Source organism: Bacteroidetes bacterium SB0662_bin_6 (genome assembly GCA_009839485.1).
Lineage (GTDB): Bacteria > Bacteroidota > Rhodothermia > Rhodothermales > VXPQ01 > VXPQ01.
This window is the reverse complement of the sequence record VXPQ01000048.1, coordinates 38,328-62,933: the sequence shown is the minus strand read 5'-3', so window position 1 is coordinate 62,933 and position 24,606 is coordinate 38,328. Positions and strand designations below refer to the sequence as shown.

At 60.1% G+C, this 24,606-nt stretch carries 17 protein-coding genes; 16 read left to right on the top strand and 1 reads right to left on the bottom strand.

The annotated features are described in order from the left end of the window. Positions 1–16 precede the first annotated feature (16 nt). The 16 genes from F4Y00_10025 (at position 17) to F4Y00_09950 (ending at position 21,458) form a co-directional block, all read left to right on the top strand. The gene (locus F4Y00_10025; GenBank protein ID MYE05293.1) at positions 17–1,627 is read left to right on the top strand and encodes a 2-isopropylmalate synthase; all 1,611 of its coding nucleotides are present in this window, start codon (positions 17–19) and stop codon (positions 1,625–1,627) included. Next, positions 1,624–2,916: a homoaconitate hydratase family protein gene (locus F4Y00_10020; GenBank protein ID MYE05292.1), complete on the top strand. Its 1,293-nt coding sequence runs from the start codon at positions 1,624–1,626 to the stop codon at positions 2,914–2,916. Before F4Y00_10025 ends, F4Y00_10020 begins: the two co-directional genes overlap by 4 nt. Then, complete coding sequence (locus tag F4Y00_10015; GenBank protein MYE05291.1) at positions 2,913–3,476, top strand: 3-isopropylmalate dehydratase; 564 nt, start codon at positions 2,913–2,915, stop codon at positions 3,474–3,476. The genes F4Y00_10020 and F4Y00_10015 overlap by 4 nt, the downstream gene beginning before the upstream one ends. Before the next feature lie 84 nt (positions 3,477–3,560). Next, positions 3,561–5,186 carry a citramalate synthase gene (locus tag F4Y00_10010; GenBank protein MYE05290.1) on the top strand — a complete coding sequence of 542 codons (1,626 nt, stop codon included), beginning with the start codon at positions 3,561–3,563 and terminating at the stop codon, positions 5,184–5,186. Positions 5,187–5,217: 31 nt separating this feature from the next. Next, on the top strand, positions 5,218–9,750 hold the full coding sequence (gene gltB / locus F4Y00_10005) for a glutamate synthase large subunit (GenBank protein MYE05289.1): 4,533 nt from the start codon (positions 5,218–5,220) through the stop codon (positions 9,748–9,750). 28 nt (positions 9,751–9,778) lie between these two features. Further along, on the top strand, positions 9,779–11,248 hold the full coding sequence (locus F4Y00_10000) for a glutamate synthase subunit beta (protein ID MYE05288.1): 1,470 nt from the start codon (positions 9,779–9,781) through the stop codon (positions 11,246–11,248). Between the two features lie 63 nt (positions 11,249–11,311). Next, complete coding sequence (locus tag F4Y00_09995; GenBank protein MYE05287.1) at positions 11,312–12,283, top strand: homoserine kinase; 972 nt, start codon at positions 11,312–11,314, stop codon at positions 12,281–12,283. A gap of 7 nt (positions 12,284–12,290) precedes the next feature. Further along, entirely contained in the window at positions 12,291–13,601 is a 1,311-nt protein-coding gene (gene thrC / locus F4Y00_09990; protein MYE05286.1) for a threonine synthase, read from the top strand. Between the two features lie 84 nt (positions 13,602–13,685). After that, positions 13,686–14,561, top strand: a complete 876-nt coding sequence (locus tag F4Y00_09985) for a phytoene synthase (protein ID MYE05285.1) — start codon at positions 13,686–13,688, stop codon at positions 14,559–14,561. A gap of 15 nt (positions 14,562–14,576) precedes the next feature. Next, complete coding sequence (locus F4Y00_09980; protein MYE05284.1) at positions 14,577–15,575, top strand: phosphoribosylformylglycinamidine cyclo-ligase; 999 nt, start codon at positions 14,577–14,579, stop codon at positions 15,573–15,575. Between the two features lie 185 nt (positions 15,576–15,760). Continuing rightward, complete coding sequence (locus F4Y00_09975) at positions 15,761–16,675, top strand: T9SS type A sorting domain-containing protein (protein MYE05283.1); 915 nt, start codon at positions 15,761–15,763, stop codon at positions 16,673–16,675. 5 nt (positions 16,676–16,680) lie between these two features. Next, positions 16,681–17,859, top strand: coding sequence for an aminotransferase class I/II-fold pyridoxal phosphate-dependent enzyme (locus F4Y00_09970; GenBank protein ID MYE05282.1), 1,179 nt, complete (start codon positions 16,681–16,683; stop codon positions 17,857–17,859). Continuing rightward, a complete protein-coding gene (locus F4Y00_09965) occupies positions 17,856–19,055 on the top strand; it encodes a PLP-dependent transferase (GenBank protein ID MYE05281.1) in 1,200 nt (399 codons plus the stop codon). The genes F4Y00_09970 and F4Y00_09965 overlap by 4 nt, the downstream gene beginning before the upstream one ends. 41 nt (positions 19,056–19,096) lie before the next feature. Beyond that, positions 19,097–19,564 (top strand): SRPBCC family protein, encoded by a 468-nt coding sequence (locus F4Y00_09960; protein MYE05280.1) that lies wholly within the window; start codon positions 19,097–19,099, stop codon positions 19,562–19,564. A 190-nt stretch (positions 19,565–19,754) separates the two neighbouring features. Continuing rightward, positions 19,755–20,438 (top strand): glycerol-3-phosphate 1-O-acyltransferase PlsY, encoded by a 684-nt coding sequence (gene plsY, locus F4Y00_09955; GenBank protein MYE05279.1) that lies wholly within the window; start codon positions 19,755–19,757, stop codon positions 20,436–20,438. A gap of 12 nt (positions 20,439–20,450) precedes the next feature. Beyond that, positions 20,451–21,458: an NAD(P)-dependent glycerol-3-phosphate dehydrogenase gene (locus F4Y00_09950; GenBank protein MYE05278.1), complete on the top strand. Its 1,008-nt coding sequence runs from the start codon at positions 20,451–20,453 to the stop codon at positions 21,456–21,458. A 2-nt stretch (positions 21,459–21,460) separates the two neighbouring features. Here F4Y00_09950 and F4Y00_09945 read toward each other — a convergent pair whose 3' ends face one another. Beyond that, entirely contained in the window at positions 21,461–24,307 is a 2,847-nt protein-coding gene (locus F4Y00_09945; GenBank protein ID MYE05277.1) for a TonB-dependent receptor, read from the bottom strand. Positions 24,308–24,606: the final 299 nt, after the last annotated feature.

The window sequence follows — 24,606 nt, the reverse complement described above, 5'->3', positions numbered from 1 at the left end:
TCGAGGAATTTTTCCAATGAAAGACAAAGTAACCATATTCGATACGACGTTGCGCGACGGCGAGCAGGCGCCGGGCGCATCCATGACGATCAATGAGAAGATCCGTATCGCCCGGCAACTCGTGAAGCTGAACGTGGACGTGATCGAGGCGGGCTTTCCCATTTCGTCGCCGGCCCAGTTCGAGGCGGTGGCGAGCATCGTGCGCGATGTACAGGGCCCCGTGATCTGCGCGCTTGCCCGTGCACTCGAAGACGATGTACATGCCGCCGGCAAGTCATTGTCCGGCGGCCAACGGACGCGGATTCATACGTTTATCGCCACCAGCGATATTCACATAGACGCCAAGTTCGGCAGTGACAAGTACGGCAGCACGCTCTCGGAGAAACGCCGGAACGTCGTGCAGATGGCTCGTGAAGCTGTACAACTGGCGCGGACGTATACCGATGATATAGAGTTCAGCACGGAGGATGCGGGCCGCACGGATCACGGGTTTTTGTGCGAGGTGATTGCTGCCGCGATAGAGGAGGGCGCCACCACTATCAACATTCCGGATACGACCGGCTATTGCACGCCTACCGAATATGCACGCATGTTCGAGGCGGTTCGCAAAGGCGTACGGTCTACAAAGAATGTGGTGCTCTCGACCCACTGTCATGACGACCTCGGTTTTGCTGTGGCCAATTCCATTGCGGCCGTGTGTGCGGGTGCCCGGCAGGTCGAGTGTACGGTCAACGGCATTGGCGAACGGGCCGGCAATGCCTCGCTGGAAGAAGTGGTGATGGCGTTGCGTGTCCGGCATGAGCAATTCGGCGTCGACACGGACATAGACGCCACGCACCTTACCGAAACAAGTCGCATGGTGTCCGTGGCGACGGGGTTTCCGGTCCCGCCGAACAAAGCCATTGTGGGGCGCAATGCCTTTAGCCACGAGGCAGGTATTCACCAGCATGGCGTGCTGAAGCGCCGGGATACCTACGAAATCATGCGGGCGGAAGACGTGGGCCAGACCAGCGAACAAATCCGTTTGGGGCGGCATTCCGGACGCCACGGCTTTTTCAGCCGTCTGAAGCGGATGGGCCTGCATGTCGAGGAGTCCCGGAAGGACACGCTCTATCAGTTATTTGTTCGCCTTGCGGATCGCAAGAAAGAAATCCACGATGCGGATCTGATTCACCTGGTTCAGGGGAATGCGGAGCATGCGGTTTTACAGCATTACCGGCTCGACAGACTGTCCGTTAAGGTCGCTACCGGTAAGCAGCCGAAGGCTGAGGTAGAAGTATTCAATGTTTCTACCGAGAAGCGGTTGACTGCGCAGGGGACGGGCGATGGCCCTGTGGATGCGGTGTACCGCGCCATCAACCATGCGCTTGGCAGTTCGCACAAACTGGAGAGTTATTCTATTCGATCCGTTTCCCAGGGGGCCGGAGCCATTGGCGAAGTGACGGTGCTTATCCGGGAAAGCGGAGCCTTTTTCAGAGGGCAGGCGCAAAACACGGATGTGATTCGGGCATCTGCGGATGCCTACATCGATGCGCTCAATAATCTGGAAACCTGGCGATCCGACGAGGAAAACATGACATTCGTGGGCAATGGCATCATGAGTTCGTTCGAGGGAGGCGTAGCATGACGATTACGGAAAAAATACTGGCGCGGCACGCAGGTCGGGATCGGGTGGCGCCCGGGGATAACATCTGGGTGGATGTGGACATCCTCATGACGCACGATGTGTGCGGCCCTCCGACCATCGATATTTTCCGCCGCGAATTCGGAGCCGATGCGGTACCGTGGGACAAGGAGAAGCTGGTGATCATTCCTGATCACTACATCTTCACGAAGAACCACCACGCGAACCGGAATGTGGATTTGCTTCGGGCCTTTGCCGCGGAGCACGATCTCCCGTATTACTATGATCCGGGGACGCCGAGCTACAAGGGCGTATGCCACATGGCGCTTGCCGAGGAAGGGTTCAACGTGCCGGGTTCACTGCTGATCGGCACGGACAGTCACACGTGTACTTCCGGTGCGTTCGGCATGTTTTCGACCGGAGTGGGCAACACGGATGCTGCACTGATCATGGGCACCGGCAAGATCTGGCTCAAGGTCCCCGAAACGATGCGATTCGTGTTCGAGGGGTCTCTCCCTCCTTATCTCATGGCGAAGGACCTCATCCTGCAGGTCATCGGCGACATCGGAACGGACGGGGGCACCTACCGTGCGCTCGAGTTCGACGGGGAAGCGGTTTACGATCTGCCGGTCCACGAGCGCATGACGTTGACGAACATGGCGATCGAAGCAGGAGGAAAGAACGGGATCATTCCGCCCGACGAAAAAACCTTCGAGTACGTGCGGGCGCGCACCGATACGGAGTTTGAGCCTGTCTACGGCGATCCCGATGCCCGGTATCATACGCTTAAGACCTACCGTGTCGAGGACATCGAGCCGCTTGTGGCGAAGCCGCACAGCCCGGACAACCGGGCGACGGTGTCGGAAGTGGTCGGGACGCGCCTGGATCGGGCGTACGTCGGCAGTTGCACCGGCGGCAAACTGGAGGATTTTGTGGCGGCGGCGAGCATCCTGCGGGGGCAGGAGGTAGTCATCGACACCTACATCGTGCCGGCGACGACCTGGATCGGAAAGCAGTTACACACGACGCGTGTCGAAGGCGACACGCTGTACGAAATTTTCGAACGGTCCGGTTGCAAACTGGGCCAGGCTTCCTGTGCGGCATGCCTCGGCGGGCCGTCGGATACGTTCGGCAGAACCCACGGCACGGAAGTCGTGATCTCCACGACGAACCGGAACTTCCCCGGACGCATGGGCAGCAAGGACGCTTCCGTATATCTGGCCTCCCCCTACACGGTGGCGGCCTCGGCGCTTTCCGGAGTCATTACGGATCCTCGCGAGGTGCTGGTATGAAAAAGATGATTACGGGAACGGCCTACGTAGTGGGCGACGCCATCGATACAGACCAGATTATTCCGGCGGAGCACCTGGTATACAGTCTGTCCGATCCGGAGGAGCGCAAGTATTACGGGCGCTATGCGCTCAGCGGCGTACCGCAGGATCAGCAAGGACTTCCTTACGGAAACCGTCCGTTTACCGAGGAAGATGCGTTCGAGAGCGCCTATACGATTGTGATAGGCGGTTCGAATTTCGGGTGCGGGTCTTCGCGGGAGCATGCCCCGTTTGCATTGCAGGAAGCCGGATGCACCGCTGTGGTGGCTGAGAGTTACGCCCGCATCTTTTACCGCAATGCGGTGGACGGAGGGTTTATCGTTCCGTTCGAGTCGATCGAGCGGCTGGTCGAGCGCGTGCGCACGGGTGATCTCCTTGAAATAGATACGACGCTCGGCAAGCTTGCCAATCGCACGACCGGAGAGGAGTTTTTGCTCAAACCGCTTGGGGATGTGGCCGAGATACTGAAAGCGGGCAATGTTTTCGAATTCGCAAGACAAGCCGGATTTATGCCGACCTGACGCATCGAACAGGGTGTGTCCCGTTGCAGGTTGTTGTCAGAGGTGACACCACATCGGGCAATCAGAAGCCAAATGGATACCTTCATGCCAGAACATGCCGACGAACCGGTCCTTGTGGAGCTCTTCGATACGACGCTCCGCGACGGTACGCAAGGCGAGCACGTTTCACTGACGGCTCGCGACAAGTTGCGGATCGCAAAACGTCTTGACCACTTTGGCATTGGCATTATAGAAGGGGGATGGCCTGGTTCAAATCCGAAAGATCAGGAATTTTTCGAATTGGCGCGGGATGTGGATTGGGAACAGGCGCGCATCTGTGCTTTTGGCTCCACACGCCGTGCGCAGTACGCGCCGGAGGACGATCCCAACCTGCAGGCCATGCTGGCAGCGGATACCCCGGTGGTTTCCCTTTTTGGCAAAAGCTGGACGCTCCATGTGGAAGTGGCCCTGGGCGTGACCAGGGAGGAAAACCTTGACCTGATCTGCTCTTCCGTAGCATACCTGAAGGCGCACGGAAAGCATGTGGTATACGATGCAGAGCATTTTTTCGACGGGTACCTGAATGACCGGGTCTATGCGCTGGAGACGCTGGAGGCCGCAGTGGCAGCGGGGGCGGACGTGTTGGCTCTGTGCGACACGAACGGCGGTACGCTGCCACACACGCTGGGGCGAATCGTCCAGGATGTGGCGGATCGCTTCGATGTGGTGCTCGGCATTCATGCACACAATGACGCCGGATGCGCCGCGGCCAATTCGATCATAGCGGTACAGGCCGGCGCACGGCATGTGCAGGGGACGATCAATGGGATCGGAGAACGCTGCGGCAACGCGGATCTGACCGCGATTGTCCCGGGACTCCAACTCAAACTCGGATACGCGTGCGTAGCGCCGGACAGAATGCGTGAACTCACGGATCTCTCGCATTTCGTATACGAGGTGGCGAACCTCGATCCGGTGGGGCGATCGGCGTATGTGGGTCGGAGTGCATTCGCCCACAAAGGCGGCATCCATGTGTCGGCGGTGATGAAGGAACCGGCGGCCTACGAGCATCTCATGCCCGAACAGGTCGGTAACAAGCGCCGGGTGCTCGTGTCTGATTTATCCGGTCGCAGCAACGTACGCTACAAGGCGCAGGAACTGGGCCTTGATCTGGGCGAAGCGGACGAGGCGGCCCGCGCCGTAAAGCGCATCAAGGATCTCGAGCATCTCGGGTATGAATTCGAAGGCGCCGAAGCTTCATTCGAACTGTTGCTCCGGCAGATTCAGGGCGAGGAAACGGAGTTCTTTTCTCTGGAGCGACTTCGGGTCCAGAGTGAACTCAGCGATGCAGGTGCGGATACCACCCAGGCAACGGTGGCTCTTCGCGTGGATGGCCGCAGGGAATTACTCGTGGCCGAAGGAGTAGGGCCGGTAGATGCCCTGTCGAACGCATTGCGCGGCGTGTTGACCGCCTTTTATCCGAGCCTCGAGCAGGTGCATCTTGCCGATTACAAGGTGCGCGTGGTAAGCCCCGAAGACGGCACGGCGGCGTATGTCCGTGTGCTTGTCGAGCATAAGAACGGGAACGAGACATGGAATACGGTGGGGGTGTCCACCAACATTCTGGAAGCAAGCTGGCAGGCTATTGCAGATGGTATCCGGTATGCGCTGATGCGGGAAGGCGCCAGGCCGGTCCGTTCCATGAAGGAAGCCCTCGTTGGCCAGGATTGAAGATTGAAGAAGGAGGCAGTACCGAAGCATTATGCAGTTACCACGTATCCGCGAAGGTCTTTACGATTCGTTTTACGAGCACGACGCGTGCGGCGTCGGTTTCGTTTGCAATGTGCAGAACGAGCCGGTCCACGATATTGTGCAGAAGGGACTGGAAATGCTGAACAACCTGTCGCATCGCTCGGCATGCGGATGCGATGACCGGACAAGCGACGGAACGGGAATTCTTCTTCAGATGCCGCACGAATTTCTGGCGCCCGTGCTGAAAGAACTCGGCGCCGGCGTACGCGCCCCGGGGAAATATGCGGCCGGCATGGTTTTTTTACCCCGGGACGCCCGTGCGCAGACATTTTGCAGGAATATCGTCGAGGAAACCGTTCGGGTGGAAGGACAGGAATTTCTCGGATGGCGCCGCGTACCGGTTTCTCCGGATTCCGTGGGGGAAGCCGCCGCAGACATGCAGCCCGAACTCTGGCAGGTGCTGGTAGGATGCGGCGAGCAAACCGTGGATCAGGATGCGTTTGAACGCAAACTGTATGTGATCCGCAAAGTGGTTGAACATACCATAGCAGGGGCGGATATACCGGAGACGAGCGAATTTTATATCCCCTCGTTATCCTCGCGTACGATCGTGTACAAGGGGATGTTATTGGCCGACGACCTGCCCGGGTTTTATCCGGACCTCGTTGATCCTCGCATGAAAAGCGCGCTTGCGATGGTGCATGCGCGATTTTCTACGAATACGCTGCCGCAGTGGCCGCTGGCGCAGCCATTCCGCTTCTTGTGCCACAACGGCGAGATCAACACGCTCCGGGGCAATTTCAACTGGATGAATGCCCGGCAGTCGCTGTTCGAGTCGGAACTCTTCGGCGACGACATGCAGAAGCTTTTGCCCATACTGACCGAGGGCGCCAGCGATTCGGCCATTCTGGACAATGCTCTCGAACTGCTCTACTTTACGGGCCGTTCGCTTCCGCACGCTATGATGATGCTCGTGCCGGAAGCCTGGGAATACACCCGGGAGATGAGCGAGGAGAGGCGCGCCTTTTACGAGTACCATTCCTGTTTGATGGAGCCCTGGGACGGGCCGGCTGTGCTGCCCTTTACGGACGGCCGGTACATTGGCGCTATTCTCGACCGGAATGGCTTGCGGCCCTCCCGGTTTACGGTCACGAAAGACGGCCTGGTCGTTCTGGCCTCCGAGACGGGCGTCCTCGATATAGATCCGGCCGATGTGGTGTCGAAGGGGCGCTTGCAGCCCGGCAAGATGTTTCTGGTTGATCTGGAAGAGCACCGGGTTATTGAAGACGAGGAAATCAAGCAAAGGCTGGCCACCCGCCGTCCCTATATCGAGTGGCTTAGGGATCACGCCGTGCGCCTGCAGGATTTGCCGGATTACGGAAGACCGGCACGGCATTCTCCCGAGGAACTCCATGTTCTGGAGAAAATGTTCGGCTACACGCTCGAGGACGAGCGCCTCCTCATGAAGCCTATGGGGCTGTATGGAAAGGAAGCTCTCGGTTCGATGGGGGACGATACGCCCCTCGCTGTATTGTCGGATAAGCCGCGTCTCCTCTACGATTATTTTCGCCAGTTGTTTGCCCAGGTGACGAACCCCCCACTCGACGCGATCCGTGAAGAGATGGTGACCTCCCTGTTCACGCAACTGGGCGCCGAGCGGGACCTTTTCAAGGAGACGCCGCAGCATTGCCGCAAACTGATTCTGAAGCAGCCCATTCTTTCGGATCGGGATCTTGCGCGTCTCCCGAATTCGGGAATCGAGGAATTGAAGACACAGAAGATCGACATCGTATTCGATGGAGACAGCGGGGGAGAGGGCCTCCGGAAGACGCTCGATCATCTGTGCGATGAGGCGGAGCGGCTGGTGCGCGAAGGACGGTCTGTGCTGGTATTGTCGGATCGGGCCGCCGGCCCGAATCTGGCGCCTATTCCGGCATTGCTCGCTACCGGCGCTGTACATCATCGCCTGATTCGCAAGGGCCTTCGCACCCGCGCTTCCATCGTGGTGGAAAGCGGAGAGCCTCGGGAGGTGCATCATTTCTGCACGCTTATCGGGTACGGCGCCGATGCGGTAAACCCGTGGCTGGCCTTGCAGGTGATCGAACGCTTGCTCGGGGAAGAAGAGATTTCTGACACCGAGGCAAGGGTCAGTTACATGAAATCGATCGGGAAGGGGATTCTCAAAGTCATGTCGAAGATGGGCATTTCCACGGTACAGAGTTACCGGGGCGCCCAGATCTTCGAGGCGGTCGGCCTGTCCCGGGATCTTATCGACCGGTATTTCACGGGTACGGCAAGTCGCATAGGCGGCATCGATCTCGATACGGTTGCCGAGGAGACGATGATACGCCATCGTCAGGCCTGGCCGGACCTCCGCCTTGTGTTCTCGAATGGCCTGGACCCGGGCGGACGTTATCTCTGGCGCCGCAACGGCGAACACCATTTGTTCAATCCCATGACGATTGCGCGCCTGCAGCAGGCGGTCCGCTCCGGAGAGGCTTCTACCTACGAGGAATATTCCAGGCAGGTCAACGATCAGACCCGGCAGCTCGGCACATTGCGCGGGTTGCTTGTGCTGGACGAAGCGGGGGCAAGCCCCGTGCCGCTCGATGAAGTGGAACCGTGGACGGAGATCGTCAAGCGGTTCAAGACAGGCGCCATGTCGTACGGGTCCATTTCGAAGGAAACCCACGAGACGCTCGCCATTGCCATGAACCGCATCGGGGGCAAGAGCAACACAGGCGAAGGAGGCGAGGACCCGGAACGGTATGATCGCCGCAGCGAAAAGCGGAGCGTGATCAAGCAGGTGGCCTCGGGGCGTTTTGGCGTGACCATCGACTACCTGACAAGCGCCGACGAGATTCAGATTAAAATGGCCCAGGGGGCCAAGCCGGGGGAAGGCGGCCAATTGCCGGGTGAAAAGGTGTATCCGTGGATTGCGAAGACGCGCCATTCGACTCCGTATGTAGGGCTCATTTCCCCGCCTCCACACCACGACATCTATTCGATCGAGGATCTGGCGCAGTTGATCCACGATCTCAAGAACTCGAATCCGGACGCACGGATTACGGTCAAACTGGTCTCTGAGGTGGGGGTAGGCACAGTCGCCGCCGGCGTGGCCAAGGGGAAGGCCGATGTCGTGCTGATTTCCGGCCACGACGGAGGGACGGGGGCTTCTCCGCAAACCTCCATCATGCATGCAGGGCTTCCCTGGGAGCTTGGCCTGTCCGAGACGCATCAGGTGCTTGTCCGCAATGGGCTCCGGAGCCGTATTCGGGTGGAATGCGACGGACAACTCAAGACCGGGCTCGACGTAGCGGTCGCTTGTCTGCTGGGGGCGGACGAATTCGGCTTTTCTACGGCGCCGCTGGTGGCGATAGGCTGCATTATGATGCGTAAATGCCATCTGAATACGTGTCCTGTCGGTATCGCCACCCAGGATCCGGAGCTCCGTAAGAAATTCGAAGGGCAGCCGGAAGATGTAATCAATTATTTCCACTTCGTTGCGGAAGAATTGCGCGAGATCATGGCCCGTCTCGGGTTCCGCACGGTGGAGGAAATGACCGGACAGGTGCAGCGGTTGAAAGTGCGCCCGGGTATCGATCACTGGAAAGCCAGGCATCTGGACCTTTCCCCGATTCTCGTGAAGCCGGAGGTACCCGAAGCGCTGCGCAAGTTCCATACCACAGAGCAGGATCACGGCATCGACAAGGCGCTGGATCATCGCCTGATCGAAATGGCCCGCCCGGCGCTCGAAACGAAAACCCCGGTTGCGTTCGATATCGCTATTCGGAATATCAACCGGACGGTCGGAACGTTGCTTTCCGCCGAAGTGAGCAAGCGGTATCCGATCACAGGCCTTCCTGACGATACGATTCGTATCAATATGGCCGGCTCCGGGGGGCAGAGTTTCTTCGCCTTCGGGGCTCCGGGAATAACCGTCCACCTGAGAGGCGATGCGAACGATTATTTCGGCAAGGGGCTTTCCGGTTCCCGCATAATCGTCCAGCCGCCGGAAAATGCCGGATACGATGCGCACAGCAACATTATCATCGGCAATGTGGCGCTGTACGGGGCCACGAGCGGGGAAGTGTTCGTGCGCGGGCGCGCCGGCGAACGTTTCGGCGTGCGCAACAGCGGTGTGCATGCTGTGGTCGAAGGCCTCGGCGATCACGGGTGTGAGTACATGACCGGGGGCCGCGTGGTCGTGCTTGGCCCCACCGGGCGCAATTTTGCGGCGGGTATGAGTGGAGGCGTGGCGTACGTGCTCGACGGCACCCTGGAGTTCCGGACGTTACGCTGCAACGGCAAGATGGTGGATATCGAACGGGTGGAAGACCCTGCCGACATGGAGGAACTGCATGCGATGGTGGAGAAGCACTATCGCCTTACGGGCAGCTCCGTTGCGGAATGGGTTCTTGAAAACTGGGAAGCCTCGCTGGAAGAATTCATCAAGATCATGCCGGTCGAATATCGGAATGCCCTCCTCCGGCTGGAGGAAGAAGCGGGGCAGGCGATAATACCGGAGCATGCCGTCGTATAGACAGGGGTTTACAAGGGATCGGAAGTATATGGGTAAAATAACGGGATTTATGGAGTATCCCCGGGAGTTGGCCCCTCGTCGCCCGGTGGAGGAACGCAAGCGGGACTACCGCGATGTGTACCTGGAGCTTCCTGTCAGAAAGGTGAAGCGGCAGGCCGCGCGTTGCATGGATTGCGGGGTGCCCTTCTGTCAGGCAGGGTGTCCGCTCGGCAACATCATTCCGGACTGGAACGATCTGGTATACCAGGATGAATGGGAAGGGGCGTTCGAGCGGTTGCGCGCGACGAACAATTTTCCGGAGTTCACGGGCAGGATATGCCCCGCTCCTTGTGAATCGGCCTGCGTGCTTGGCATCAACGAGCCGCCTGTAACGATTGAGCAGATCGAAAAAAGCATCTCGGACAGGGCCTGGAAGAACAACTGGTATGCACCGCGCCCGCCGGTGGAAAGGACGGGGCGAAAGGTGGCTGTGGTGGGATCGGGCCCCGCGGGGCTTGCCGCTGCCGACCAGCTCAATCGGGCCGGTCACTCGGTTACCGTGTTTGAACGGGACGACCGCATCGGCGGGCTCCTTCGCTATGGCATTCCGGATTTCAAGCTCGAGAAATGGATCGTGGATCGCCGGATCGACGTGATGTGTGAGGAAGGCATCGAGTTCATTACGAATGCCGAAGTGGGCAAGGATTACCCTGTGACCGCTCTCGATGATTTTTGCGCCATAGTGCTTGCCGGAGGGGCTACGAAGCCGCGCGATGTGCCGGTTCCGGGCCGGGAGTTGACCGGCATTCATTTCGCATGGGATTATCTCTGGCGGCAGAACAAGATCAATGAGGGCGACGCCATGGATCATGTGGAGCCGATCACGGCTTCCGGCAAAGACGTCATTGTGATAGGCGGCGGCGATACGGGAAGCGACTGTGTGGGTACCGCCAACAGGCAAGGGGCCAAATCCATCACGCAATTCGAGTTGCTTCCCATACCGCCCGAAGACCGCCCGCCTCATCAACCCTGGCCCTTCATGCCCATGGTTTTCCAGACGAGTACATCGCACGAAGAGGGGGTGGATCGCCATTGGAGCGTACTGACGAAGGAATTCTGCGGCGACGACGGGCTCGTGCAGGAACTGCGTACGGTGAACGTGCGGCCGAAGAAGGATGCTTCCGGGCGTCTGCGATTCGTGGAGCAGCCCAATTCCGAGCACCTGTGGCCAGCCGATCTCGTGCTTCTTGCGGTGGGCTATGTCGGGCCGGAGCCGGATGGCGTGATTGCCCAACTCGGCGTCGAGCTGGACGACCGGGGGAATGTCCGGACGGACGAGAACTACATGTCATCGCGTCCCGGCGTGTTTGCGGCGGGAGATATGCGCCGGGGGCAGTCGCTCGTGGTGTGGGCTATTGCCGAGGGGCGGGAGGCTGCCCGCGGCGTGGATGTTTTCCTGCGCGAGGAAGCGACTATGCTGCCTGCAAAGGGGGGAGAAGACCTGCCGATAATACGCTGATCCACGACATTAACACATTCTCTAACAACATCTTATACTACTTGATATAAGGTAAAGATTTATATGTCGCTTCACCCTGTAGATGTTTTTGGTCCGGCTTCCTTGTCCAATCTTGGGCCGGGATTCGACGCGCTTGGCCTGTGCATTTCCGGGATCGGGGATGTGGTCCGGGCGCGCCGTACGGAATACCCGGGTATCCGGCTTAAACATGAGCCGGGCGCCGTGCCCTGGGAGGTGCTCGAAGATTCCGCAAAGAACACCGCAGTCATTGCGGCGCAGGGCGTATTGAATCTGCTTGGCACGGACGAAGGGGTCGAGCTTACGCTCACGAAAGGGATTCCGCTCGGATCCGGCATCGGCGGTTCTGCGGCCAGTGCAGTGGCCGGCGCCTGGGCCGTGAACATGCTTTTCGGAAGGCCTTTTGCAAAAGAAGCTCTTGTCGAGGCCGTACTCGAGGCCGAAGACATCGCTTCCGGCGGGCGGCATGGGGATAATGCGCTTCCCGCCTTGCTGGGGGGACTTATTCTGGTTTCGTCGAGCGATGCTGCCCGCTACAGGCGTATCGAACTGCCCGGCCCGCTTCATATTGCGCTTATTCTTCCTGCCGTGCAGGTGCTCACCAAGCAGGCCCGTGACATGTTGCCGGACCGCGTGTCCCTCAAGGACGCTGCAGGCAATGCTTCCGAACTGGCGTTTCTGGTGGATGCGTACCGGTGCGGTGATTGGGAAACCGTTGGGCAATGCATGATGCGGGATCGCCTCGTGGAGCCGGTGCGTGCTTCCCTGGTGCCTTGTTACCATGCCGTGCGGAGCGCCGCCCTCGAGGCCGGTGCATTCGGATGCGCCCTGACCGGCTCCGGACCGGCCATGTTTGCTCTTGCGCCTTCCGCGGATGAGGCCGTTTCGATACGGAACGCCATGCTGGCGGCAAGCGCATCCGAGCGTGTCGAAGCCGAAGGAGTGATAGCCGAAGTGAACGATACGGGCGTAGTCGATATGGTAGAGCACAGCGTGCGCGCGCAGCAGCCCGCATAGCGAGTTCATGGCGATTCCTTACCGCAGCACGCGCAGTACGACAGATACGGAAAGCATATCGTTCGGGGAAGCGCTCTTGCGAGGTCTGGCGCCCGACGGGGGCTTGTATGTGCCCCAAAATCCGCCTCGCATATCTTTTGCACACATCTTCGAGGGAGATACGCTCCCCGACATGGCCTGCAGGGTGTTCGCAGGCTGGATCGGCGACGAAGTTTCCGCTCCCGATCAGGAACGCATTGTCCGGGATGCACTCGATTTCCCGGCGCCTCTTGTGCCGCTCGCCCCGACAGGAGGCGGACCATGGAGTGATACCTTCGTGCTGGAACTGTTTCATGGTCCCACGCTCTCCTTCAAGGATTTCGGGGCGCGGACCATGGCCCGCTGGATGGGCTATTTTCTGGCGCGGCGCGGCGAGAGAGCGACGATTCTTGTGGCTACATCGGGCGATACGGGCAGCGCCGTGGCCGACGGGTTCGCCGGGCAGGAGCGGATCCGGGTCGTACTCCTCTATCCGAAGGACAAGGTAAGCCCGGTGCAGGAACAGCAGTTGATTGCGGCAAGGCCGGGCGTACAGGCGCTCCGCGTAGCCGGGGATTTCGACGACTGCCAGCGCATGGCGAAAGAAGCGTTTGTGCATCCGGCGTTCGCCGGAGCAGGCCTTTCTTCCGCCAACTCCATCAATATCGGTCGCTTACTGCCGCAGATGATGTATTATGTGCTTGCGGCGAGCCGGTTTCCTGCTGAAAACCCATGGTTTTGCGTACCGAGCGGCAACCTCGGTAACCTGACAGGGGGAGTGCTTGCCCACTTGTCCGGCTTGCCGGTGGCGGGCTTTCTTGCGGCGCACAACGCCAACGACTTTTTCCCCCGCTTTCTCTCCGGAGAAGACGCCGGATTCGCCCCCACGATTCGAACCCTTTCCAATGCGATGGATGTCGGTGCACCCAGCAATTTCGAAAGGCTCCAGGCCTTGCTGGATCGTCCGGCCATGCAGCGATTGATACGTGCGGAGCGCGTGCTCGACGAAGATACGGTTGCGTCCATGCAGCGGGTCTATGAAGCTACCGGCTATGTGGCCGATCCGCACACTGCCGTGGGCCTCGAGGCGGTACGCCGCCAGCGCGCACTCGGCGCGCTGCAGGGGCCGGTTGTGGTACTTGCTACGGCGCATCCGGCCAAGTTTCCGGAAACGGTGCATGCTGCGCTCGATTTCGAACCCGATGTGCCCGAACGACTGGCGGCGATCGGGGCGCAGGGTGCGGCGGTCGAGGAAATCCTGCCCTCTATGGAGGCCTTGCGTCCGTATCTTGTGGCATAGTATAGGGTACTCCGGGTTTTGCGGACTTAATCAGAGTATCCTGATAGTAAGATCGGCAGCACCGAAAACAATACATCCTGTTCCTTGCCGGTTTCTTCGCCCGATATCCAGTCCGATATTCAGGACCCCCTTCCCATGCCATTCTACTTCGATGGCTGGAACCGGAGGCAACTTCCGCATGCCCAGGCGCTGTGGGATTTTCACCAGGCGCTCACATGCCCTACCGTGTTGCTTTCTCTGCCGTCCGCTGTACCGTCCGGCTCCCCTTCCGGCGCTTTTTTCGACGAGGAAAGCGATCGTATTATGGTCGGAAAACTGCTCCGTGTCGTCCCGGAAACGGTGACGAAGCAGGCGCTTGCCGCATGCGAGGCGGAGAAATTGCCCCGCGCATTGCTGGCCGAGCAGGTATCGGCAGCCCGGGTATGGGCGGGGCCTGCGCGCTTTCCGGACGATCGCGCGGTCAACGGGTTCATGGATCAATGGGTTTGCCCGCATGCCCGTTTGCTCGCCCACCTTGCAGGTATTTCCGGGTCGTGGCAACGCAGCTACGTGGATGAATTGGCCCAGGGATTTTTCTGGACGGGCCGTCTTATGGCTCTGAAACGAGATGTGTCCGAAGGGCGTTTTTTCATTCCCGAGACGGATCTTGCCCAGCACGGTGTTTCGCACGAGCAACTGCTTGAGGGACGGGTGGACGAGTCCATGAAACGGCTTTTGTGGAAACAAACTATTCGGGCCAAGAACGCCTTTGCGCTGGCCGAGCCCCTTGCCCTTGAATTGCCGCGCCGCAAGGCAGGCGCGTTCAAGCGGTGGTGGCTCGGCGCGCTGGAAGTTCTGCACGAAATCCGCCGTCGTGAGTACGATGTATGGGCCAGACCTGTTGTGCTTTCGGGCCGGAGCCGCATGCAGGTCCGCATTCAGGCGAGATTCGGACGCACGACCTTCCGTTCACGCGGATAATTTCAGGAAAAGGGAATGACTACGTATCGCGATGCCGGGGTAGACATCGACGCAGGCGAAGAAGCCTTGCGCCGTATCAAGCCGCTTGTGCGGGAGACCTTCACGAGGGGGGTAGCCGCGGATATCGGCGCCTTCGGCGCCTTCTTCGAACTGGGTGACGGGTATGACCGCCCCCTGCTTGTCTCCTCGGTGGACGGGGTCGGCACGAAACTCAAGGTAGCGTTCCGTACGGGACGCCACGACACCGTGGGCCAGGATCTGGTCAACCACTGCGTAAACGATATTGCCGTGTGCGGCGCCCGCCCGCTGTTTTTTCTGGATTATTTCTCGACGGGGAAGCTCGATCCGGATGTGGCCGAAGACGTGGTTCGGGGCATGGCGATCGCATGCAAGGAGAACGAATGCGCGCTGATCGGGGGGGAGACGGCGGAGATGCCGGGTCTTTACGGCGAGGGCGAGTACGATCTCGCCGGGGCTATCGTGGGCGTGGTGGAAAAGGCGCAGATCGTCGACGGATCGGCCATCGAGGCGGGGGATGTACTACTGGGCCTGCCCTCGACCGGTTTGCACACGAACGGCTATTCGCTGGCCCGCGCCGTGTTGTTTTCGCACTTCGATCCCGGGGATCGTCCGGAGGAACTGGGCGGGGCGAGCGTCGGCGAGGCGCTGCTTGCCGTACACCGGTCCTACCTCAGACCCATCCGCGCCCTGCTCGAACAGGGTATGGGCAGGGGCTTCGTACACGTTACGGGGGGTGGCATTCCCGGCAATACCCCGCGCATCATCCCGGACGGCCTGACCTTCGACATCGACTACGACGCCTGGGAGCGCCCGCCTCTTTTCCGGTTGATTCAGGATCTTGGCAACGTCCCGGAAGACGATCTGCGGCGCACGTTCAATCTGGGCATGGGACTGCTTGCTGTCGTGCCGGCAAGCGAGGCGGATCGCGCCATGCGCATTCTCGAGAACCTCCGCGAACAACCCCGGAAGATCGGGGAGATTAGGGCCTGTTAGCACTATGCAGCGGCGCTCTGCGGGCCCTGGTTCGTTGTGACAGAGTTGCCCGGGGAAGAATTATTTTTTAAGAGGCGCTTGTTGCCCCTTGCCCGGCATGCGCTCCTCCTTTGCAATTCTCTTTCGATGCGCTATATTGGCGCAATAGTCCAACCATGGGGCACACAGTGAATGTCCCGCACTGAATGATCGACACTTGCCGGAGCAGCGCATTGCGGCGCAGGACTCCGTGCACTTCCACTATTTGGCAACACGGCAACACATCGATACGGAGAACCATGCCCAGGAAATCGTTTGCTTTTTTGATCGCACTATCCGCTATGCTCCTGTCGCCGTGGTCTGCGTTGGCGCAGACCGAGACCGATGCGGAAAGGATACTTGGAAGGTGGGAATTGTCGGCAATCGAGGACGCTTCGGGGGACCGGTCCGCGGATCTCGCTTTGTACGTGTTTAACCTTACGTTTCATGCAGAGGAAGACGATACGCTGAAAGTAGATTTCCTGATTGCAACGGCAGGCGACGATGCGGGAGACGGGGATCCTGCTGAAGGCACCTATGCAATAGCCGAGGACGTGGATAGCCTTTCGATAACCATCCCGTCGAGCATTGGCCCTTTCAATATATCTGCCGCATATACGTTCGAAAGCGACACCACGATGACGCTTTCTTTGAATAGCTTTTTAATGAATATCGCTCTGAGCTCGGTAGAAAGCTTGATTGAGGACTTCGTCGCGCCTGAGCCCTATGACCTTAGTGGGCCCCTTCTTTATACCTTCATCGCTGTGGACGAGACCGACGTAACGTCCGTCACCCGCGCGGGCGAGCTTCCCGAAACCTCGACGCTGTCCCAGAACTACCCGAATCCGTTCAATCCGTCCACGGAGATCGTCTATTATCTGGACGAGTCCGGTCCCGTACGTCTTGAAGTGTTCGATATGGCCGGCAAACGTATCGCAACCCTTGTGGAGGCCGTGCTGCCGCAAGGCGAGCACAGGGCCCGGTTCGACGCCGGGGGATTGCCGACCGGCGCCTACGTATACCGTTTGACGATCGGCAGCGGTGCGAAGACACTGACAAAAACCATGACGCTTGTCAGATAGGGCGGATGAAGCTCCAGACTTCGCTGGTGCATGCGGGCGATCGCAAGCGGCTCGGCGACTACATCCCGGTGGCGACGCCGGTCTATTCTTCGTCGAGTTTCTTCTATGAACGCATAGAAGACCTTGCCGCGGTGTTTGCAGAGGAACGCGCCGGCGAGGTGTACTCGCGGATAAGCAATCCCAGCGCAGGGGCGCTTGAAGAGCAGATCGCCGCGCTCGAAGGCATGGATGGAGCGTTCGCCACATCCTCCGGGATGGGGGCGGTACACCTCGCTATCATGACATCGCTCCTGGATCGCCGTCAGTCCATTGTGGCCGCCGATGTACTCTACGGGGGCAGCCTCGAACTGCTTGCAAGCGTACTGAGGCCGTCGGGGATCGATGTCCGGTTCTGCGACTTTTGCGACCTGGAGGCGGTGCGCGAAGCCGTACGTGAAACCCGTCCCGCGCTGCTCATCACGGAAACGTTGTCCAATCCGTGCCTGCGCGTTGCGGATCTGGACCGCCTTGCAGACATCGCCCACGACGCCGGCGCGCTTTTTCTCGTGGACAACACATTCACGCCGCTGCTCATCAAGCCCATAGATCATGGCGCCGACATGGTCATCCACAGTGCCACCAAGTACCTCGCAGGTCATGGAGATGTGCTGGCCGGCGCGGTGGTTGCCCAGAAAGAACACCATGAAGCGCTCGGGCAAGTGTACAGGTGTCTCGGTCCCAATCCGGGGCCGTTCGAGGCGTTTCTGGTCATGCGGGGGATCAAGACGCTGCCGCTGCGTATGCGGAGGCATTGCGAGAACGCGCGACTGGTGGCCGAGCGGCTGACCGGGCATCCGGCTGTCGAGCGGATCCTGTACCCGGGGAGTTCGGATCACCCGGACGCGGATATCGTGGCGAGGCTGTTTCCCGAGGGACAGGCAGGCGGCGCCGTGGGGGTCGACGTGCGCGGAGGGCAGGACGGCGCCTACGCTTTTCTGGACCGCTTGCATCTTGCCGCTACGTCGGCCAGTATCGGGGATCTGACTACGCTGGGGCTGCACCCGGCCAGCGCCACGCACCGGATGCTTTCGCCCGAGCGGCGGGCGCAACTGGGCATCACGGACGGATTGGTTCGCCTGTCCATCGGCGCGGAGGACATCGACGATATTCTTGCGGACCTCGAACAGGCGCTGGAAGCCGTATGAAACAGAGCACGCTCGCCATTCACGGGTGTATGCCGGAGCGCGGAGATGCGCCGTACTCTCCCTCGGCCCCTGCCATCGAATTGGCGGCCAGTTTCCATTACCAGCGGGCGGCGGACATGACCGCGGTCGCCAACGCGGAAATGGAGGGCTTCGTTTACCAGCGCTACGGCAACCCGACTGCCGCGGCCCTGCAACGCCAGGTGGCTTTGCTGGAGGGCGGAGACAGCGCACTGGCGTGCAGTTCGGGCATGGCCGCCTTGCACATCGCGCTGCTTACGGCGCTCAGGGACCGCCCGACTTCCATTCTGACCGCAGAGGTGTTGTTCGGAGAGACCTTCCAGCTCCTGCAACTCATGGAACAGCAGGAGGTGATTACCCGCTATGCGGACCCCTGCAATCCGGAGGCGTTCGAAGCGGCGCTCACGCAAAGCGACACGGGATGTATCCTCGTGGAGACCGCCTCGAACCCGCTTATGAGGGTCACGCCGCTGGACGCCATTTGCGCTATGGGCAAACGCCATGGCGTGCCTGTCGTGGTGGACGCCACCTTCACCACGCCCATTCTGAGCCGTCCGTTCGATTTCGGCGCCGATATCGTCATGCACAGCGCTACCAAATACCTTGCGGGTCATGCGGACGTGCTGGGCGGGGTGACGGTCTGCCGGGAGTCCCATGCGGACTGGATGCAGGAGTTGGGCCGCCATCTGGGTCCGAATCTGGGTCCTTTTCATTCGTTTTTGACCATGCGGGGCATCAAGACGCTGCCGCTGCGCATGGAAGAACATTCCCGGAACGCCTTGCATGTGGCGCGGGTGCTCGAGGAGCATCCCCGGGTCGGGGCAGTGCATTATCCCGGACTCGACAGCCATCCCGACAAGGCGGTTGCAGACAGGTTGTTCGCCCGCGGTCCCGACGGCAATACCTTGTACGGCGGCATGGTGAGTTTCGAAATACGCGATGCCGACGAGGCGGCCGTTTTCCGGTTCGCCAATGCGCTGCAACTGGTGGTTCTGGCAACGAGTCTCGGCGACGTACACTCGTTGATGACGCATCCGGCTACTACGACGCACAAGAACATCGGAGAAAAACGGCGGGAGCGACTGGGTATCGGCGACAATCTGGTGCGGATTTCGGTGGGTATCGAGGACCCGGAGGACATTGCGGCGGACCTCGTGCAGGCGCTGGAGCGGGTGTGAAGGAGAATCCCCTGAAGCGGTACTAAACGAATCCAACGACGATGACCCGAACCGCAGTGAGCCGAACCATTGACGCCGCCCCCGAAGTGGTCTTTTCTATCGTGTCCGACATCTCCAACTACAGCGAGGCCGTGCCGCATCTGGTGCGCGTGGAGTTCCTGACTGACCAAAAGGTTGGCGTGGGAGCCCGGTTCCGGGAAACACGTGTGATGCGGAGCAGGGAAGCGACCACGGAAATCGAGGTCACCGAGTTCGTGGCGAACGAGCGAGTCCGCATGGTATCGGACGAGGGCGGGACGATCTGGGACACGGTGTTCACGGTGACCCCATTGGGCGATGGTGACGGCACCCGGCTCGACATGGTGATGGACGCGCGTCCGTACAGGATCCTGTCGCGCCTGATGGCGCCGCTCATCAAGGGCGTCGTCGCCAAGGCGATTGCAGCGGATATGGATGCCGTGAAGGCGTACTGCGAGGGTGGAGGCGCCTCCGTTTCGCCGTCGTCGTGACGGGCGATCTCCACCGTTTGCACGAGGAGCTTGTGCTCCGTTAGGTCTCTCCCGTACACCCTTCCGGAAGCCGGAGTCGACGTGGTTACGCACGTGTAATCATTGTCTCCATACGGTGCTTTCCGGAAACCTGCCGGGCCGTCCGGCGTGTTCATAAGTACCCGAAGCAACTCCTTGCTTTCTTCGCGTCATGCTGTCTCTCGCGGTTATTCTGATTCTGAGTTATCTGGTGGGCTCCATCCCCGGCAGTGTTTGGGTGGGCCAGTGGATGCACGGCGTGGATATCCGTTTGTACGGGAGCCGCAATGCCGGAGCGACGAACGTTTTCCGGGTGCTTGGATGGAAAGCGGGCATGCTTGCCGCGCTCGTGGACCTGGGGAAAGGGCTGCTGGCCGCGGGCGTGATCGCATCGCTTCGCCTGGATGCGCTTCCTGCGGGGTTCGCCGTCTGGCAAATGGAAGTGGTTGTGCGGCTTCTGGCGGGCATAGCGGCCATTATCGGACATATGTATCCGGTGTGGGCCGGTTTTCGCGGAGGCAAGGGCGTAAACACCGCCGCCGGGGTCCTGTTTGCCCTGACGCCGGCCACCATGGGGATTACGCTGGGCGTTTTCCTGATCGTGCTCCTTTCCTCGCGGTACGTTTCGGTAGCGTCGATTTCGGCGGCCGCGGCGTTTCCGTCCGTGGTAGCCATTCGGCGCTATGTGTTCGATATCGAACGGGTCGACCCGAGCCTGCTCGTTTTCGGGATTGCGATCACGGTGGGCATCGTCCTTACGCACCGGACCAACATCCGCCGATTGCTCAGGGGAACGGAGAATCGGATTCGTTCCTTCCGCCCGGCGAAGGGCATGAAAGGCCGTGGCGAGTTGTAGCGAGAGGGCGTCATGGTGACCAGACGCATCGCCATGCTGGGAGCGGGTAGCTGGGGGACCGCGCTCGCTATCCTTCTTGCAAAATCGGGCCACCATGTCGTGCTTTGGGCCCGGCGCCCGGAAGCTGCCGAGGCCATGCGCCGCACGCGGCGGAATCCTACCTATCTTACGAGCGCCCTGCTTCCGGACAGTATTTCCATTACGTCGGATATCCGCGAAGCCGTGCAGGATCGCGACATGTGGGTTTTCGCCATGCCCGCACAGGCGGTGCGCGCCTGCGCCATGCAGGTGAGGGAGGAGACGGGGAACGATCTGGTCTACGTATCGGTGGCCAAGGGTATCGAAATCGGTTCGCTGTATACGACGACCGGCGTGCTTGCCGATGTATTGCAGTCTGTGCCGCCGGAGCGGCTGGGAGTGCTGTCGGGTCCCAGCCATGCCGAGGAAGTGGCCGAGGAGAAGCCTACCACGGTGGTGGCCGCCGCCCGTTCCGAGGATACCGTCGCCGAGATACAGTCCGTATTTGCCGCGCCGCGCTTTAGGGTGTACCGCAATTCTGACCTGCTGGGTGTCGAGATCGCCGGTTCCGTGAAGAACGTCATGGCGCTGGCGGCCGGCATCGGAGACGGGCTCGGGTACGGCGACAACACCAAGTCAGCTATCCTGACCCGTGGGCTGGCTGAAACCCAGCGGCTGGGTCTTGCGATGGGCGCCAAAGAGAGCACCTTTGCGGGCCTTGCCGGACTCGGAGATCTGGTGGTGACCTGCATGAGCCGGTACAGCCGCAACCGGTATGTCGGCGAGCGCATCGGTCAGGGCGCGAGCCCGGAAGCCATTCAGCAGGAAATGAACATGGTGGCGGAAGGGATGAGCACCGCCGATTCGGTGTATCGGCTTGCAGGCCGGTACGATGTGGAGATGCCCATTACCGAAGCGGTCTATCACATCCTTTTCGAGGGGATGGCGCCCCGGGACGCCGTGGAAGGGCTCATGGCGCGGGGGTTGAAGCAAGAGGGGTAGGGTTATAAATCCAGCGTCATCTGCACAATCCCCATGCGGCCTATCTGCGGCGAGCCGGGGAATTCACGGTGCCGTTGATCCAGCACATTGAACAGGGACAGATTCGTGCGCAATCCGGACACATAGTCGCCGAGATCGTATCCGGCGCCGACATCCAGCAGCGTATGCTCCGGCACGGGCCCTGTGTACAAACCCGATCGAACCTCGAAGCCCCCGGTATGCCGCACGGATGCATGGACGCTCCAGTTGCCGGAAGATTCGTAGGCAAATCCGCCCTTGACCTTCGTAGCAGGGGCATTCATGGACAGTTCCAGCGTTTCTTCCTCTTCGCCAAGCTCGCCGGCGTCAAAAAAATTGTCGCTGACCCAGGACAGGTTTCCGAAAACGCGCAGCCGGTCGCCAAGCAGCAACTCGGTGGACACGTCCATGCCGTAGTATTCGATCTCCCCCATGCTCCGATAGGTCATCAGAAGCTGGCCGGGTACCATGTTTTCCACAGGCTGCACGATGGCAATGGGCGTATTCTCCGGAAGAAACGCCGCAAAGTCGGGCCGGGCAAGCTCCACGATGAGCGACGATATGTCGTCTGCCGAGAATCCTACCGCCTGCAAGGCCGCATGCAGGGTCTCATTGCCCGCGATTCCGTCGGCGAGCGCCGCTTGCAGGTCGCCGAACAACAAGTCATGATTGGGCACCAGCACGAAGGGCGTCTCTACCCGCAACGGGCTGACGAAATTCTTCCGCCGGGCGTAATACCCGTCCACGGCGAACAGCAGCCGTTCCCCTAACAACCCCTTGTATCCTACTTCGAAGATCTCGCTGGACGTGTATTCCAGGGAAGGGACATCCACCACGTCGCGCGTTATGCTATTGGGGTCAATCCCGCCTGTGCTCGGGTCCAGATAGCCAAGGTAGGAGGGCGTCAGGCCCGTTACGGTGATGCCCCCGTTCGGACTGAGCAGGCCGATAAACTGGTTAATGACAGGCACCGGAAGGTTCAGGCCTTGCCCGGCCAGCAGCGTTTGCAAGTCGGATGCCGGAATGCTCGAAAGCAATCCGTATATCTGACTATAGAGCAATTCGAGGGGGACGCCTACGGGCACGGGGGCCCCGAAAATATCCGGTACTATGCTGGAGGCGATCAGGCCGCCCTGCGCATCGCGCTGGAAAGTGAATCCGTCCAGTGATCCCCGGGCCTGGATCGTAAGCGGTCCGGCCGCGCCCGCATTGATATCCAGAAAAAGGTTCGTCGTGCTGGGCGAAGCGAATGCCCGGTTGAACGTGGCGCGAAGACTATGCGCGGGACCCGGTTTGAAAACGAGGGCGGCCCGGGGAGAAAGCTGCGTCCCGTCGAACAAATCGTGCCGGTCCGCACGCACGGCGAGGGTCGCATTCAACATTGGACTCAGCCGAACGACGCTCTGGAGATAAGCGCCTGTCTCGGCGAATCGGTCACGATCGTCGTTACGGCCAAAGATCGTGGACTTCGTAACCGGGTTGGTAAGTTCGTATTCCGCGCCAACTATAAAACGGAAGCGCTCGTCCAGAAGATCGAAGTCGTACTGCCCCTGTACATTGACGAGGGTCGACTTGTCCACCACATCCGGGACCGATCCCTCCCGATAGACAAAGGAATCGCCCGCATCGTTGAAATTCGCATAGGCCTGGGCGAAAAACCTTCCGGCGTCGAGGCGAAGCTGCCCGTACGTATATCCGAACCCTTCGCCCTGAATCGTACCGATCGATGAAAGCCCGATGGTCTTGACCGCCGAAAATCCGCCATTGGCCGTCAGCGTGACGTTCGAGCGAGGCTGCCAGGAAAGCAGACCCGACAGGGTATAGTTATGGTTATTGTAATCGACGGGAAGCGCCTCCTCTCTGAACGTGCCGAGTTGTATGGCATCCAGGGGATCCTCCGGATCGAAGGCAAAGTCGTTGGCGCGCTGAAAATCGGCGACGACCTTGTAACCCAGCTTGCCGCCCGCAACCCCTGCATGGCGCAGAGAGGCGGTCAATGCATTACGCAACCCTCCCCCCACACGCACCGTCGTGCCCGGATGGGTGAACGGATCCTTGCTGATGAAGTGGATCACTCCGGCATCGACCCCGGCGCCGAAGAGCGCCGATCCCGGACCCCGGACCACCTCGACGCGCTCCAGATCGATCTGGCTGATCGGCATCAGGCCATAATGGTTCAGGCCCAGGGATGCCACGGCCGCCCGCCGGTAATCCGTCATGACATACGTGGCGCCGGTAAAGACGTTATTGAACCCTCGCAGCACGATCTCATGCCGGTTGACGCCCGTTTGCGCCACATCCACCCCGGTTACATTCCGAAGCAACATGGCGGAGGAGGGCAGGGCCACGCTCTCGATCTCTCTGGTATCCAGGACGGAGATCGAGGCCGGGGCGTCCAGCACCTTCTCGGAGGCGCGCGATGCGCTCACGACCACGGCATTGAGATCGAAGCCCGTCGGGCGCAAAGCCACATCCGCCGTGAGCGTTCCGCCGGGCTGTAAGGATACCTGCCTCTGCTCCTCCTCATATCCCACAAAACGCACCGAAAGCATGTACGTGCCGGGAGGAATCCCGGAAATCTCATACGATCCGTCAGCGCCCGAAGCGGCGCCTGCAATCACGACGCCATCCAGCAGCAACACCACATTGGCGTCTTGCAGAGGCGTCTCCGACGATGCGTCCGTAACGACGCCGCGAATCGATACGTCGGCTTGCGCCTGCGCCGATCGGGGCGCGAACGCACCGAATGCAAGAAAGCAGAACAGGGATGTAGCGAGCAGATAGCGCAGCATGGCTTCTCCGTTTTGATCCGTTTGACGTAAACTATCCATATAGGGACACTCCGATGGCAAAGTCAACTTTTTTATGTAATTCCCCTGCACAAGGAGGTAAAGGGGGCGCAAGCAGTCGCAATGCTCCGATTCCCGCCCATTTCGGCGCCAGGCGATGCCTGAAACCCTGAGCCGACCGTGCAAAAAATGGTAGCCGCAAATCGCCTTTTTCCACTGGAATTTCCCGTCCCTGATTCGTACCTTTCACCATATGGGGCCGTTATTGCCGAGACTGCCGCCTGATACAGGCGCTACATCGCAGAGGAACGCCGCTATGTTGCAAGGTAACGATTACCACG

Bases quoted from the DNA above. Each gene is read 5' to 3' on its own strand.
- F4Y00_10025 (MYE05293.1), top strand. From the start codon at position 17: ATGAAAGACAAAGTAACCATATTCGATACGACGTTGCGCGACGGCGAG.
- F4Y00_10020 (MYE05292.1), top strand. From the start codon at position 1,624: ATGACGATTACGGAAAAAATACTGGCGCGGCACGCAGGTCGGGATCGG.
- F4Y00_10015 (MYE05291.1), top strand. From the start codon at position 2,913: ATGAAAAAGATGATTACGGGAACGGCCTACGTAGTGGGCGACGCCATC.
- F4Y00_10010 (MYE05290.1), top strand. From the start codon at position 3,561: ATGCCAGAACATGCCGACGAACCGGTCCTTGTGGAGCTCTTCGATACG.
- gltB (MYE05289.1), top strand. From the start codon at position 5,218: ATGCAGTTACCACGTATCCGCGAAGGTCTTTACGATTCGTTTTACGAG.
- F4Y00_10000 (MYE05288.1), top strand. From the start codon at position 9,779: ATGGGTAAAATAACGGGATTTATGGAGTATCCCCGGGAGTTGGCCCCT.
- F4Y00_09995 (MYE05287.1), top strand. From the start codon at position 11,312: ATGTCGCTTCACCCTGTAGATGTTTTTGGTCCGGCTTCCTTGTCCAAT.
- thrC (MYE05286.1), top strand. From the start codon at position 12,291: ATGGCGATTCCTTACCGCAGCACGCGCAGTACGACAGATACGGAAAGC.
- F4Y00_09980 (MYE05284.1), top strand. From the start codon at position 14,577: ATGACTACGTATCGCGATGCCGGGGTAGACATCGACGCAGGCGAAGAA.
- F4Y00_09975 (MYE05283.1), top strand. From the start codon at position 15,761: ATGATCGACACTTGCCGGAGCAGCGCATTGCGGCGCAGGACTCCGTGC.
- F4Y00_09970 (MYE05282.1), top strand. From the start codon at position 16,681: ATGAAGCTCCAGACTTCGCTGGTGCATGCGGGCGATCGCAAGCGGCTC.
- F4Y00_09965 (MYE05281.1), top strand. From the start codon at position 17,856: ATGAAACAGAGCACGCTCGCCATTCACGGGTGTATGCCGGAGCGCGGA.
- F4Y00_09960 (MYE05280.1), top strand. From the start codon at position 19,097: ATGACCCGAACCGCAGTGAGCCGAACCATTGACGCCGCCCCCGAAGTG.
- plsY (MYE05279.1), top strand. From the start codon at position 19,755: ATGCTGTCTCTCGCGGTTATTCTGATTCTGAGTTATCTGGTGGGCTCC.
- F4Y00_09950 (MYE05278.1), top strand. From the start codon at position 20,451: ATGGTGACCAGACGCATCGCCATGCTGGGAGCGGGTAGCTGGGGGACC.
- F4Y00_09945 (MYE05277.1), bottom strand. From the start codon at position 24,307: ATGGATAGTTTACGTCAAACGGATCAAAACGGAGAAGCCATGCTGCGC.